Source organism: Peribacillus sp. NPDC056705 (assembly GCF_043656335.1).
The window spans coordinates 302,380-315,985 of sequence record NZ_JBHTYI010000001.1 but is presented as its reverse complement, the minus strand read 5'-3'; the positions used below and the strand labels follow the sequence as shown (position 1 = coordinate 315,985).

Sequence of the window (13,606 nt, the reverse complement as noted above, 5' to 3'; positions counted from 1 at the left end):
TCTCCCCTGTTAGCTTTATTTTTTCGCAGCAATAGCCTCTCCCCCACGGAGTCTGTCAGCTATTTCATCAATCTTTCGTAATCGGTGATTAATCCCGGACTTACTGATGGTTCCCCCGGATACCATTTCCCCAAGTTCCTTTAAGGTTATATCCTGAAACGCTACCCTAAGCTCCGCAATTTCCCGAAGCTTATCCGGTAATATGCTTAGCCCTACCGTATCCTCGATATAATGGATATTTTCGACCTGGCGCAATGAGGCCCCGATCGTTTTGTTCAAATTGGCTGTTTCACAATTCACAAGCCGATTCACTGAATTACGCATATCACGGACAATCCGTACATCCTCGAACCTTAATAAAGCTGAATGGGCGCCAACTATGCTTAAAAACTCGGCAATTTTTTCGGCTTCTTTCAAATAAATGATGTACCCTTTCTTGCGTTCAAGTGTCTTGGCCTTCAAGCCAAACTTATTCATTAGCTCACATAGGGCATCATTGTGCTCTTTATAAAGTGAGAAAATCTCGAGGTGATAGGAAGACGTTTCCGGGTTATTTACCGAGCCCCCCGCAAGAAATGCACCTCTCAGATAAGAACGCTTACAGCATTTCTTCCCAACAATAGTATCGGATATATCATGGAGAATTTCAAAGCCATCGCCTAAAATTTCCAAATCGGTTAAAACCCGCTGCCCTCCGGATGACATCCTTACAATATATACATTATTCTTTTTAAGCTTCATCTTTTTACGGACCAACAGCTCGACCTGGACCTCATAACTTTTTTTCAGCAGCGTATAAATCCTTCTTGCAATCGCAGCATTTTCAGTTTGAATATCCACAACAAGCTTCCGATTAGAAAATGAAAGGGATCCGTTCATCCGGATAAGCGCACACAATTCCGCCTTACCGCAGCAATCCTTTCCCTCTAATGTAGTAAGCTCTTTTTTCGTTTCTGAAGCAAAAGACATCCATTTCACCCCCAATCGAACGCAAGTAATCTATTTTTATCAATCAAAAAACCGGCCCCGCTTATATCTACGGTATTATGGGGCTTTTAGTTTCATTTATAAGCATGTTATAAAGCAAATCCGCCACTTTTTTCGTGTCATGGCGTATTACATTCCCCTCATAGCTGAAAATGCGTTCTTGTATGATTTCAAGACCCATCCGTTTTAAACTTTCCACATCATACATGACCGGTTTGGCATATTCAGCCTGATAGCGTTGCTGAATCTCGGTTGGTATTTCTTCATTGTTAACAAGTATCCTGTCAATATATGCATTCCCCATATGGTCATATATCGCTTTTATATGATCGCTCGCACTATAATCCAGCGTCTCGCCGGCTTGTGTCATCAAATTGCAAATGTACACCTTTTTAGCCTTGGAACGGGCAACCTCTTCTCCTAGGCCAGGGACAAGTAAGTTAGGCAGAATGCTAGTATATAGACTTCCTGGACCTATGACAATAAGATCTGCCTGCTTGATTTCCTGGAGAGTTTCACTGAGCGGCTTTATATGATGAGGAGATAGAAAAACTTTTTTTATTTTCTTTCCTGAGAAGGGGATCTTGGATTCTCCTGTAACAATCGTTCCGTCATCCATCTCCGCATGGAGAACCACACTTTGGTTGGCAGCCGGAAGCACTTTACCTCGGACATTAAGGAATTTGCTCATTTCCTGGATCGCATGGACGAAATCGCCTGTCAACGAAGCCATTGCCGCCAGTATCAAATTCCCCAGCGAATGCCCGGACAACTCATTTCTACTCTGAAAGCGATGTTGAAACATTTGTTCAACAAGGGGCTCTACATCCGATAATGCAGCCAGCACGTTACGAATATCACCCGGAGCGGGGATATCCATATCCTCGCGAAGGCGGCCTGAACTGCCACCATCATCAGCTACCGTAACGATTGCCGTAATATCCACTGGATGCTTCTTTAACCCTCTCAGCAAAACGGGCAGGCCGGTTCCCCCTCCAATGATCACAACCTTAGGTTGTTTCTTATTATTTAACATCTGCTTTCCCCTTACTTTTCTCGATATCGCGATGTGATACTTGAACCCTGTAATCTTTTTTGAAGTGGTTTGAAATATACTCCGTCAATGCTACCGAACGGTGCTGACCGCCTGTACAACCAATCGCAACAACAAGCTGTGCCTTCCCTTCACGTTTATAATATGGAAGCATGAATGCAAGCAGATCGGTCACTTTTTCCAAGAACTTTTGCGTCTCGCTCCATTTTAAAACGTAACTCGACACTTCCTGTTCCAAGCCAGTCCTTGGTCTCATATGGTCAATATAATATGGATTGGGCAGGAAACGCACATCAAACACTAGGTCGGCATCTATGGGCAGACCATGCTTGAACCCGAACGACATGACATTGACTGTAAAGCCGACACTTTTATCGGCAGAAAATTCCGAAGCGATTTTCTCCCTCAATTCGCGCGGTTTCAGTTGGGAAGTATTAAAGATCAATTGAGCCCTTCCCTTCAATTCGTCCAAAAGTTCCCGTTCCATTTTAATGCCTTCCAATGGCCGTCCTAATGGAGCAAGTGGGTGGGTCCTTCTCGTTTCCTTATATCTGCGTACCAGGGAATCATCATCAGCTTCAAGAAAGAGGATTCTTGGTGATACTGCAGCAGTATCCGTTAAATTATCCAGTGCAAGAAATAAGGAATCAAAAAACTCCCTCCCCCTTAAATCCATGACAAGGGCCACTTTATTCATCTTATTCCCGGAGTCCTTCATTAACTCCAAAAACTTTGGCAATAACGTGGGCGGCAAATTATCGACGCAAAAAAAGCCGAGGTCTTCAAAACTTTGAACCGCCACTGTCTTACCCGCTCCGGACATTCCGGTAATGATGACCAATTGCGTTTCACTCATCTGCCCTGTACTCATAGTTTCTCCGCCCCCCATGTATATCTTTTTTTATATTTAAAAATTAACCTGGATCCAATCGGTAAGAAAGCAGCTTAAATTCAGGCGTATAGGTAAATGTTCCATAGATGATCCCACTTCCATGAACCATATAGTCAAGGATGTGAAAATCCCCTTCGGCCATCATCAGCTTTTTAACATCTTCAACCGGATGCCAGCTAAGCTCCCCTTCTTCACAAACATCCACATTTACACCATCGGAATCCGTTGCAAAGAAAGTGAACATCATCCATTCTGACAAAACTTTATCTCCGTCCTTCATAATGAAGGTGAAAATACCTTTGATGGAAGGGTTTTTTAAATAAACACCCGTTTCTTCGCGATATTCCCTAATGCAAGCATCGCGTACAGATTCCCCAGGTTCCATCTTGCCGCCTGGAGCTACCCACCATCCGCGTCTAGGCTTTTTCAATAAGAGGATTTGATTATCTTTTATCAATACACAGTTTGTGACACGTTGCACGTTCTTCACCTCAATTGGCTCTGCTCGACTATAGAAACTTTCCCCCCATGTTGGAGAGATTCAGTTTATATCCTTAAACCGCCGCTAGATATCCATTTGGCGATTTACAAATGCTAATAGTTCAAACAAGTTGTATTTTTTCATCTTCTTACCATTATGAAAGATTATGTTTAGTATATCTTATCATTATACTATTTTTGAAATGAGCTAACAATAAAGTAAACTTCCTGCATTGGGGGAATATTCATTCGCAAAGAATCACATAGGTAAGCCTTTATCCTGCTTAACTCCTATTCTTCTCCACTTTCGCTGCCTAAATGCAAAGGGCTAGCTTATTTCACATTAAATACCACCTAAAAATTGGAACCAAGGATATAGTCTCAAAGCAGGAAAACAAAAAAAAGACACAGAAACTCAATCTGTGTCCTTAAACGTTTATAATTAAAGGGGGTCAACTTCTACCCATACTATACCCAATAATTATTTCATGCGTGTTACAACGTCGTTAAAACGGAATTACGATTATATATTCTTGAAAATCAAGCCTTTGGCTGCAATTTTTCTTGAAGCTCCTCAACAAAATGCTGAGCGGATTGAGCCGCAATGCTTCCATCGCCTGTAGCTGTGACGATTTGGCGCAATGTTTTTTCACGAACGTCACCAGCAGCAAAAATACCAGGGACGCGTGTTTCCATCCGATCATTCGTTTCAATATAGCCTGTGGAGTTCAAGATGCCCAAGTCCTCAAATGGTTTAGTTAGCGGAAGCATTCCGATATAAATGAATACACCGTCTGCGTCCATCACTGTCTCTTCTCCGTTTTCAGTGGAAACTAGAGTGACACCGCCGACTTTGCCGCCTTTTTCATTGATTTCCTTCAAAGTATGATTCCAGATGAAGTCAATTTTTTCATTGGCAAATGCACGATCTTGAAGAATCTTTTGAGCACGAAGTTCGTCACGTCTGTGTACGATCGTCACTTTTGAGGCGAAACGGGTTAAGTACACACCCTCTTCAACAGCAGAGTCTCCACCGCCGATAACGAACAGTTCTTTTTGCTTGAAGAAAGCACCATCACAAACTGCACAATACGATACACCGCGGCCGCCCAATTCTTTTTCGCCTGGAACGCCGATTTTCTTGTATTCGGCACCAGATGAAATGATGATTGAACGTGCTTTGAATTCCTTGGAACCGGATTTGATCGTTTTATACTCTTCACCGTCAATGATTTCCTTAACATCCCCATAGGCATACTCCGCACCGAATTTCTTTGCATGGTCAAACATTTTCGTTGAAAGTTCAGGTCCGAGTATCGTGTCGAATCCAGGATAATTTTCCACTTCTTCAGTATTTGCCATTTGCCCGCCAGGTACTCCGCGTTCCAACATCAATGTTGAGAGGTTCGCACGTGATGTATAGACAGCAGCCGTCATCCCTGCAGGACCAGCTCCAATAATAACAACGTCATAAATTTTTTCAGACATGTCTTCACTCCTCCATATTCCATTACAAATGGAACCTTCACTACGAGTTAGTGTTCCCTACCTATTATCCTATATAACAAATAATTTTTCGTCCAAATATTTGCTCATCCCAGTAAGTTTTCCACCAACTTCACGTACTTCGATAAGGTGGACACCGATATGAAATGTTTGTCTGCTATTGCCTGTTTGCTCACCTTCTCATTTTTAAGCTGATTCCACACGTACTCCACAGCAGATGCCCAGCCTGCGGGATTATTTAACTTCTGCTCGGATTTCACCGCTTCGATGAAGACGGAAAACCACATTAAATAGAGCCCGGCTTCATTTAATTGTATCGGTTGGAAATGCCGATATAATAACTCGGCTGTACGATCGGCAAAATCAATCGGTGTTAATTGGCGATCTTTAGCAGGAACTTGAACAAGTTCGGCATAATCACGTTCCAAATCAGTGAAATTCTGATTTAGGTTAAGGACCTGGTTTTTCAATAGCTTCTGTTTATGAACCGAATGTTTCAGAAGGAAAATGGCAAACAGCCTTTCCTCGATGAATTCACTTTCCAGCCTTTTTGTAATAGAAGGAAAGTGATGTTCAAAACCATCTGAAGTTGCATTCATATCTCCCCAAGGCTCCATGCCTTCCTTTTCCGGGTTCATTTCCACGACCTTTTTCCATGCCTTTTTGGCAGACTGTTCATGACCTAAGTGGTAAGCGGAAATGGTAAGCCAATAGTAAAAGGTTCCATCTCCCTCAAATCCTTGCTTTTGGAGTCCTTTCAGCCATTTATATGCAGAAGCATAGTTTCCGATCAAAGCGAAGGTCGCTCCAAGCTTGAAACGATGTTCGGATAGCATCGGCCGAATCTTATCCAGCATCTGTATGAGCTCTTCAACCTTTGCTTCATCCTGTTGATAATGATGAAAAACGACAAGGTTACAAAGCGCATGCAGGTTTCCCGGACTTTTTTCCAATACCTCATCAAGTGTTTCAAACGCTTCATTTACTTGACCAAGATAGAAATAGGCAAGTGCCAGGTTATTATAAGCGGACCAGTAATCCTTGTACTCTGCAATCGTTTCTTTCAGGACTTCGATTGCCTTCGGGAAATTGCCTGATTCCAGGTACTCACGGGCTTGTTCCTGTTTGGTAATGAGCCCATCATGCTTAAAGGGGTTTTCTTCTGATTCATCCGACTCAAAAGTTATCAGTTCAAGCAGATCCTCTGCGTCATCGCTGAACTCCCCGTCTTCTTCTTTATCAAGATAAGCACTGGCGTGACGATAAGCCTCCTTGAACATGCCTAAGTGGGCATAATTATTCGCCAGGAAGTAATGACATTCCGACATATAGGGATCCATCACATCCAAGATGTTCTCCAATAGGTTGTTTGAATAATTATATTCACCGATTTCCGAGCAGGTGATTGCCAATTGACAGGCTATCATCGGTTCAGCAGGTTCAAGTTCCAGCGCACGTTCCAGGTATTTTTTTGATTTAGGTAATTCTCGTCTATGATAAGCTTTTAAACCCTTGGTGAAATAATACTCACCTGTTGGGTGAAAAGTTAGAATTTGTGCCTGTTGGCCAAATTTAGAGTCTTTACTCATGTAATCCTCCATCTACAAGTTGATTAACCATAGTATTATAACATATTGGAGAAAATTTGCCGAACAATTCAAGAAAATGGAAAAAGTTAATTACCATGCTTTCTTTAAGAAAAAATCGGAATTATATCCCCAGCCAAATGGGGATTCTCTTTCATCATAATAATCCCGAACAAAGCAACACCTTCCAATCTCAGGTATGGTTTTCACTAAATTTTGTAGCAGAAGTTGATTGGAGAGGAAGGTGCGAGACTCCTGCGGGAAAGACGCGTCTAGGTGAGACCCCGCAGGCACAGGCCGAGGAGGCTTCCGGACCGCCCGCGGAAAGCGAGTTTCTTGAGTGGAAATCAACGTCCAAATGTACAAGCCATAAAAAAACTGAAGACAAACTTGATTTTCATCGAGTTTGTCTTCAGTCTGAGCCCTTCAATTGACGGAGGGCGATCACCATTCATTCGGTTTCTTTCGGTTCGTCCTTATCGGCATGTCTAGCCTTCAATACATCAAGCACTGCTTGGAAAGGCAACTCCTGCTCCCGAAGAAGAACGAATAAGTGATAGAGGAGATCCGCACTTTCCATCGAAAGTTCCTCTGCATCCCGGTTCTTAGCTGCAATGATCACTTCTGCCGCTTCTTCACCGACTTTTTTCAGGATCTTATCAACGCCCTTATCGAATAAGTAGGTAGTATATGAACCTTCAGGCATTTCCGATTTTCTTTTTTCAATCAATCTTTCCAATTCCGTCAAGAAAGTCACATTCGCCTTCACGTCTTGTCCAGCTTCACTGTTTTGGTAAACCGTTTCACTAAAACAGCTTGTTGCCCCTGTATGGCATGCAGGACCTGCAGGAACGACCCGAACGACCAATGCATCTTGATCGCAGTCATACTTCATCTCGATGATTTTCTGGGTATTGCCGCTGGTCGCCCCTTTATGCCATAATTCATTGCGCGAACGGCTGAAGAAGACCGTTTCACCATTTTCAATCGACAATTGCAGCGATTCTTGGTTCATGTAAGCAAGTGTCAGCACTTCGCCGGTTCCTGCATCTTGAATAATTGCCGGGACCAGGCCTTTTTCGTCGTATTTAATAGTTTCAAGATTCATCGTACAACCACTCCTTGTTGTTTGAGAAACGCTTTGACTTCTTTGACGGATGTTTCTTTATAATGAAAAATCGATGCGGCTAATGCTGCGTCGGCTTTACCTTCTTGGAAGGCTTCCTGGAAGTGCTCGGCGTTACCAGCCCCGCCTGAGGAGATGACCGGCACTGAAACGGCTTCAGATACCGCCTTTGTCAAAGCGATATTAAACCCTTTTTTCTCGCCGTCACAATCCATGCTTGTCAATAAAATTTCACCTGCACCGCGGATTACGGCCTCTTTTGCCCACTTGACCACTTCCCATTCAGTCGGTTTCCGACCGCCGTGGGTATATACGCGCCATGACCCAAGCTCTTCATCATATCGGGCGTCTATGGCGATAACGATACATTGGGAACCAAAATAATCAGCACCTTCATTTATTAAATCAGGGCGCAGGATGGCTGCTGTATTTAAGGATACCTTATCGGCACCTGCTCGTAAGATTTTCTTCATATCCGCCAATGAATTAATGCCGCCGCCCACCGTGAACGGGATTGCCAAGCTGCCCGCTACCGCTTGAACGACGTCGACGATCGTTTCCCTGCCTTCATGTGATGCGGAAATATCCAGGAAGACAAGCTCATCGGCACCTTCCTGGTCGTAAAAGGATGCAAGTTCGACCGGATCTCCAGCATCCCTAAGGGACACAAATTGTATACCTTTGACTACGCGCCCATCCTTTACATCGAGACATGGAATAATTCGTTTAGTGAGCATTTAACCACGCACCTTTTCTAGTGCTTCTTCTACAGTAAAGCGATTGGTATAAAGTGCCTTGCCAATGATTGCCCCTGCAATGCCTTGGGCTTCATACTCTCTGAGGGTGACAAGGTCTTCGAGTGAACTAATGCCTCCCGAAGCGATCACGTTTTTACCAGTTGCCTCCGCCATGGCCAATATGCCTTTCACATTCGGACCTGAAAGCATGCCGTCCGTCGCAATATCGGTCACGATAAAGGTCTCTGCACCAGCATCGGCCAGTAATTTGCCAAGATCTATCGCAAGGGTTCCAGAAGTTTGAAGCCAACCATGAGTGGCAACCTTGCCATCTTTCGCATCGATCCCGATTGCGATGTGGCCACCATATTTCCTAATCATATCTTTAGTGAAATCAGGGTCTGAAACGGCCGTGCTGCCTAAAATGACCCGTTCCACTCCATTATCCAGATAATGGGCTATATCCCGTTCCGTACGGATACCGCCGCCGATTTGAATGCGGGCCCCTAACTCACTTGCAGCCTTTATTACGTATGAATCATTGATGCGCACTCCCTCTTTGGCTCCGTCAAGGTCGACCATATGTATCCAATCGGCTCCTTGATCCGCAAAGCTTTTAGCCATATCGAAGGGGGAATCGCCATAAACGGTTTCCTGATTGTAATCTCCCTGGATTAAGCGGACGCACTTGCCTCCGCGCATATCAATCGCCGGGTAAATAGTAAAGTTGCTCATGCTTCTTCCTTCCCTTCTACTAGTGACAGATAGTTTTTCAAGAGTGACATGCCCATCTTCCCGCTTTTTTCCGGATGGAACTGCATGCCGAAAACATTCCCTTTACCGACGATTGCCGGCACTTCCACATCATACATCGCCGAAGCGGTAACGAATGATTCATCCGTATCGACGTAGTAAGAATGGACGAAATAAACATGTTCCTCTTCCAGTCCCTCATTCACTGGTGACGCCTGTTTAAATTCAAGACGATTCCAGCCCATGTGCGGCACTTTATAAACCTGGTCATCCGCATCCACACCTTTGAAACGAACGACTTTACCTGGGATGAGGGATAATCCTTTTGCAGGTCCATTTTCCTCACTTTCATCAAAGAGAAGCTGCATACCAAGGCAGATGCCTAAAAGATAACCTCCATCAGCTACATATTCCTTCAGGAATTCATCAAGCTTTTGTTTTTCCAAGAGACTCATGGCATCCCTGAAAGAGCCCACGCCGGGAAGAATGATCCCATTCGACTTTGAAAGTTCTTTTGGGTCATCGGAAATGAAAGAATCGGCACCAAGGCGCTCCAACCCTTTACTTACGGAAAATAAATTCCCCATGCCATAATCGACGATCCCGATCATTTACAACATTCCTTTCGTCGAAGGGATGCCCTTGACACGCGGATCGATGGTCGTAGCTTCATCCAACGCTCGTCCAAGCGCTTTGAATATCGCTTCGATCATATGGTGTGTGTTGTGTCCGTAATGAACGACTACATGCAGGTTCATCCTTGCTTCAAGAGCGAATTTCCAAAGAAACTCGTGCACAAGTTCAGTATCGAAAGTACCGACCTTTTGCGAAGGAAACTCAGCCCGGAACTCCAGATGCGGACGATTGCTTAAGTCGATGACAACCTGGGCGAGAGCTTCATCCATAGGTACGAAGGCATTTCCGTAACGCTTTATCCCGCGCTTGTCTCCAAGGGCCTCCAATAACGTCTGCCCTAAGCAAATGCCAATATCCTCAGTTGTATGATGATCATCCACGTCTGTATCTCCGTTTGCATCTACAGTCAAATCAAACTTCCCGTGTTTGGTGAACAAATCCAGCATATGCGTCATGAACGGAACGCCCGTCTTAATGGAGGAATTACCTTCCCCATCCACACCAAACTTCAAGCTTATTTCCGTTTCATTCGTCTTTCGCTCCACACTAGCAAAACGTTCCATTACAACTCCTCCTCAATTCCCAAGATGTAAAAGCAAGTCAATTGTCTTTATATCAGTAATTTCACTTATTTTAATAATTCAGGACTTTTTCCCGGATTCATTCACACCACGTGATTCAATGGCACGGGCGTGAGCCTCGAGTCCTTCCATCCGGGCAAATGCAGCGATTTTTTCTGCATTTTTGCGGAAGGCCGTTTCACTATACATGATGATGCTCGATTTCTTTTGAAAATCATCCACATTCAGCGGGCTGGAAAAACGGGCGGTTCCATTGGTAGGCAACACATGATTGGGGCCTGCAAAGTAATCCCCGACGGGCTCCGAACTAAAGCGGCCAATGAAGATTGCACCGGCATGGCGGATTTTAGCCATGATTTCAAGTGCATCTTTGGCCACAATTTCCAAATGTTCCGGTGCAAGTTCATTAATCGCTTCAACCGCTTCTGCCATATTCCCGCATACGACGATCCGTCCGTAATCCCTTATGGATGCTGCAGCAATATCATGGCGTGGAAGTAACACCACCTGCTTGGTCACTTCAGCTGCCACTTCTTCAGCAAGAGACGTTGACGTCGTCACCAAAACACTGCATGCTCGGGCATCATGCTCCGCCTGTGATAGCAAATCTGCCGCAACTTCTGCAGCAATGGCCGATTCGTCCGCCAATATCGCTATTTCACTTGGACCTGCTATCATATCAATGGCAACATCCCCGAATACTTCGCGCTTCGCTAACGCCACATAAATATTTCCCGGACCCACTATTTTATCCACTTTCTTAATTGTTTCCGTCCCATAAGCGAGAGCAGCTATGGCCTGGGCCCCGCCAACTTTATAGATTTCCTTGACCCCGGCAATTTTGGCAGCTGCCAAAACCGCTGGCGATAATTTCCCGTCTTTTCCTGGAGGGGAAACCATGACGATCCGTTCCACCCCCGCAGCCTTCGCAGGCAACACATTCATCAATACCGACGAAGGATATGCCGCTGTGCCTCCAGGTACATAAACACCTACAGCATCAAGCGGTGTCAATTTTTGTCCTAGCATCGTTCCTGTATCATCAGTCGTAAACCATGAATTCCGAATTTGTTTCTCGTGAAACATTCGAATGTTATTTGCAGCTTCTTGAATAATATCAAGCTGCTCAGCAGTCAAGGTCGCCGTCGCTTCTTCCAATTCCTGTTGCGATACAAGTAATTCCCCTGGACTGACACCATCGAAACGTTCGGTATAGGTATGTAAAGCGTCGTTTCCGCTTTTCCTGACATCATAAATAATATCCTGAACCGCTTTTCTTTGATCGGCAGTACCTGCCTCAACCGAGCGTTTCAGTGAAATCCCTTCAGCAAACCGTTCTATTTTCATACCTTCACCTCATTAGCGATTCTTTACTATTCAATAATTTCTGCTAGCCGTTCCACGATTTCGGTAATCCTTGCTTCTTTAATTCGATAGCTGACAGGGTTTGCTACCAGCCTCGAAGTCACATTGGCAATTTTCGCATATTCCACAAGACCGTTTTCCTTCAATGTCCGTCCCGTTGAAACGATATCCACGATTCGTTCAGCTAAACCGATTAACGGTGCTAACTCAATAGACCCATTCAACTTTATAATCTCGACTTGCTCCCCCTGCTCGCGAAAATAACTGGAAGCAACGTTCGGGTATTTACTCGCTATTTTGGGGGCGATGTCACTTATTTTCGTACCAGGCAATCCAGCTACTGCCAAGTAGCAGGCACTGATTTTCAAATCAAGTAACTCATAGACATCACGTTCTTCTTCCAACATGACATCCTTCCCTGCAATTCCAATGTCAGCGACGCCGTGTTCCACATATGTTACGACGTCCATCGGTTTTGCTAAAATGAACCGCAGATTCTCCTCTTCCACTTCAAGGATCAATTTCCGGGAATCATCAAACTCGGGAGGGAGACGAAAACCGGCTCTTCTTAACAGCTCTGCCGCTTCTTCAAATATTCTCCCTTTCGGCATGGCAATCGTTAAAAAGCTATTATTCATCTTTTCCATTCCCCCCATTCCCTACGAATAAATGAACTTCAGAAAATGTCCGTGTAAAAGCATCGACATTTTGGACGACCGTAATATCTTGAATCGTTACCAATTTCCCTTCGAAGCGTTTTTTTCTTGCAAATTGTATTGCTTCCAATCTCCGTTCGGGACTGAATAAAATGCATTCTGGCGCGACAGGCTGGATCGGCTCCCCAAGAGCTTCTGCAAGGCGATCCACCCGGATTGCAAAACCTGTGGCCGAAGCATTCCAACCGAATTTCGCAAGCAGATTATCATACCGGCCGCCATTGCCGATCGGCGAACCCACTTGTCCGGCATACACTTCAAATAAAGTTCCCGTGTAATAACTCATATGACTGACCAATGTTAAGTCGAAGCTAACATATTGTTCAACTTCAAATTCTTTCAGCTGCGCAGACAATTCCTTCAGTTCAGCCAAGGAATCTTGCCCTTTATTATTTTCAACCAACCCTAGCGCCTTGATCAGGGTTCCTTCACTGCCCCTTAATGAGGTAAATTCGATAAGCCGTTGTTTATCAATGGATGAAAGCGGCAGTGATTTAACATGCTCGCGATAACCGACATAATTTTTTTCATACAAAAACTTCCTTAAGATAGAGGCTCTTTCCTCCGTACCTAGAATGCTTAAGAAAAACTCTTGCAAAAATCCGATATGTCCAATGGAAATCTTAAATTCCTGAAGCCCTGCAGCCTTTAAAGCATCCGCAAGCAGGGCAATCATTTCAGCATCGGCACTTATAGACTTATTTCCGATACATTCAATGCCAATCTGTTCGAATTCTGCCGGCCTGCCTCCTTCACGCTGCTGTGCGCGATATACATTCGCGGAATAGGCCAGCCGAAGCGGGATTTGCTGTTTTAACAGTTTGGATGCTGCCACCCGTGCAATGGGAGCTGTCATCTCGGGACGGAGTACGAGTGTATGCCCCTGGGAATCAAGAAGTTTAAACAACTGTTGATCCAAGATTGCCGAAGCATCGCCAATTGTTTCATAATATTCCAAAGCAGGCGTTTCAATAAATTGATAGCCCCACTTCTTGATTTCATCACTCATTTTATTTCTTGCCGACACTTTCGTTTCATACAGTACCGGCAATGTATCTCTCATTCCTAACGGTTTTTCAAACATAAATGGCTTTGTCACGACTGCACATCCTTTTGAAATTTTGATTACTATCTATATCAAATCGGTCCGCCTATAGGCAAAAACCGATGTGCCCATTCCTAATTTT

General features: G+C 44.4%; 14 protein-coding genes. All 14 read right to left on the bottom strand.

The annotated features are described in order from the left end of the window. Nucleotides 1-15: 15 nt before the first annotated feature. Nucleotides 16-969, bottom strand: coding sequence for a DNA-binding protein WhiA (gene whiA, locus ACFRAK_RS01470; RefSeq protein WP_387601062.1), 954 nt, complete (start codon nucleotides 967-969; stop codon nucleotides 16-18). 67 nt (nucleotides 970-1,036) lie between these two features. Next, nucleotides 1,037-2,023 carry a gluconeogenesis factor YvcK family protein gene (locus ACFRAK_RS01465; protein WP_387601064.1) on the bottom strand — a complete coding sequence of 329 codons (987 nt, stop codon included), beginning with the start codon at nucleotides 2,021-2,023 and terminating at the stop codon, nucleotides 1,037-1,039. Next, nucleotides 2,013-2,912, bottom strand: coding sequence for an RNase adapter RapZ (gene rapZ, locus ACFRAK_RS01460; protein ID WP_141992821.1), 900 nt, complete (start codon nucleotides 2,910-2,912; stop codon nucleotides 2,013-2,015). Before rapZ ends, ACFRAK_RS01465 begins: the two co-directional genes overlap by 11 nt. Nucleotides 2,913-2,955: 43 nt before the next feature. Continuing rightward, the gene (locus tag ACFRAK_RS01455) at nucleotides 2,956-3,414 is read right to left on the bottom strand and encodes an NUDIX hydrolase (protein ID WP_063233957.1); all 459 of its coding nucleotides are present in this window, start codon (nucleotides 3,412-3,414) and stop codon (nucleotides 2,956-2,958) included. Nucleotides 3,415-3,953: 539 nt separating this feature from the next. After that, a complete protein-coding gene (gene trxB, locus ACFRAK_RS01450) occupies nucleotides 3,954-4,901 on the bottom strand; it encodes a thioredoxin-disulfide reductase (protein ID WP_260286290.1) in 948 nt (315 codons plus the stop codon). A 104-nt stretch (nucleotides 4,902-5,005) separates the two neighbouring features. Further along, a complete protein-coding gene (locus tag ACFRAK_RS01445; protein ID WP_387601069.1) occupies nucleotides 5,006-6,508 on the bottom strand; it encodes a tetratricopeptide repeat protein in 1,503 nt (500 codons plus the stop codon). 448 nt (nucleotides 6,509-6,956) lie between these two features. Continuing rightward, nucleotides 6,957-7,613 carry a bifunctional phosphoribosyl-AMP cyclohydrolase/phosphoribosyl-ATP diphosphatase HisIE gene (hisIE, locus tag ACFRAK_RS01440; RefSeq protein ID WP_387601072.1) on the bottom strand — a complete coding sequence of 219 codons (657 nt, stop codon included), beginning with the start codon at nucleotides 7,611-7,613 and terminating at the stop codon, nucleotides 6,957-6,959. After that, nucleotides 7,610-8,368, bottom strand: a complete 759-nt coding sequence (gene hisF / locus ACFRAK_RS01435) for an imidazole glycerol phosphate synthase subunit HisF (RefSeq protein WP_387704302.1) — start codon at nucleotides 8,366-8,368, stop codon at nucleotides 7,610-7,612. The genes hisIE and hisF overlap by 4 nt, the downstream gene beginning before the upstream one ends. Next, nucleotides 8,369-9,103, bottom strand: a complete 735-nt coding sequence (hisA, locus tag ACFRAK_RS01430) for a 1-(5-phosphoribosyl)-5-[(5-phosphoribosylamino)methylideneamino]imidazole-4-carboxamide isomerase (protein WP_260286296.1) — start codon at nucleotides 9,101-9,103, stop codon at nucleotides 8,369-8,371. After that, nucleotides 9,100-9,732 (bottom strand): imidazole glycerol phosphate synthase subunit HisH, encoded by a 633-nt coding sequence (gene hisH, locus ACFRAK_RS01425; RefSeq protein ID WP_387601077.1) that lies wholly within the window; start codon nucleotides 9,730-9,732, stop codon nucleotides 9,100-9,102. Before hisH ends, hisA begins: the two co-directional genes overlap by 4 nt. Further along, complete coding sequence (gene hisB, locus ACFRAK_RS01420; protein WP_063233950.1) at nucleotides 9,733-10,320, bottom strand: imidazoleglycerol-phosphate dehydratase HisB; 588 nt, start codon at nucleotides 10,318-10,320, stop codon at nucleotides 9,733-9,735. A gap of 78 nt (nucleotides 10,321-10,398) precedes the next feature. Continuing rightward, complete coding sequence (hisD, locus tag ACFRAK_RS01415) at nucleotides 10,399-11,685, bottom strand: histidinol dehydrogenase (RefSeq protein ID WP_387704306.1); 1,287 nt, start codon at nucleotides 11,683-11,685, stop codon at nucleotides 10,399-10,401. A 26-nt stretch (nucleotides 11,686-11,711) separates the two neighbouring features. Further along, complete coding sequence (gene hisG, locus ACFRAK_RS01410; RefSeq protein ID WP_034311625.1) at nucleotides 11,712-12,341, bottom strand: ATP phosphoribosyltransferase; 630 nt, start codon at nucleotides 12,339-12,341, stop codon at nucleotides 11,712-11,714. Then, nucleotides 12,334-13,518, bottom strand: a complete 1,185-nt coding sequence (locus tag ACFRAK_RS01405) for an ATP phosphoribosyltransferase regulatory subunit (protein ID WP_387601084.1) — start codon at nucleotides 13,516-13,518, stop codon at nucleotides 12,334-12,336. The genes hisG and ACFRAK_RS01405 overlap by 8 nt, the downstream gene beginning before the upstream one ends. Between the last annotated feature and the right edge of the window lie 88 nt (nucleotides 13,519-13,606).

Coding starts and splice junctions, on each gene's coding strand:
- ACFRAK_RS01465 (WP_387601064.1), bottom strand. CDS start 2,023: ATGTTAAATAATAAGAAACAACCTAAGGTTGTGATCATTGGAGGGGGA.
- trxB (WP_260286290.1), bottom strand. CDS start 4,901: ATGTCTGAAAAAATTTATGACGTTGTTATTATTGGAGCTGGTCCTGCA.
- hisB (WP_063233950.1), bottom strand. CDS start 10,320: ATGGAACGTTTTGCTAGTGTGGAGCGAAAGACGAATGAAACGGAAATA.
- rapZ (WP_141992821.1), bottom strand. CDS start 2,912: ATGAGTACAGGGCAGATGAGTGAAACGCAATTGGTCATCATTACCGGA.
- hisH (WP_387601077.1), bottom strand. CDS start 9,732: ATGATCGGGATCGTCGATTATGGCATGGGGAATTTATTTTCCGTAAGT.
- hisD (WP_387704306.1), bottom strand. CDS start 11,685: ATGAAAATAGAACGGTTTGCTGAAGGGATTTCACTGAAACGCTCGGTT.
- hisIE (WP_387601072.1), bottom strand. CDS start 7,613: ATGAATCTTGAAACTATTAAATACGACGAAAAAGGCCTGGTCCCGGCA.
- hisG (WP_034311625.1), bottom strand. CDS start 12,341: ATGAATAATAGCTTTTTAACGATTGCCATGCCGAAAGGGAGAATATTT.
- ACFRAK_RS01445 (WP_387601069.1), bottom strand. CDS start 6,508: ATGAGTAAAGACTCTAAATTTGGCCAACAGGCACAAATTCTAACTTTT.
- hisA (WP_260286296.1), bottom strand. CDS start 9,103: ATGAGCAACTTTACTATTTACCCGGCGATTGATATGCGCGGAGGCAAG.
- whiA (WP_387601062.1), bottom strand. CDS start 969: ATGTCTTTTGCTTCAGAAACGAAAAAAGAGCTTACTACATTAGAGGGA.
- hisF (WP_387704302.1), bottom strand. CDS start 8,368: ATGCTCACTAAACGAATTATTCCATGTCTCGATGTAAAGGATGGGCGC.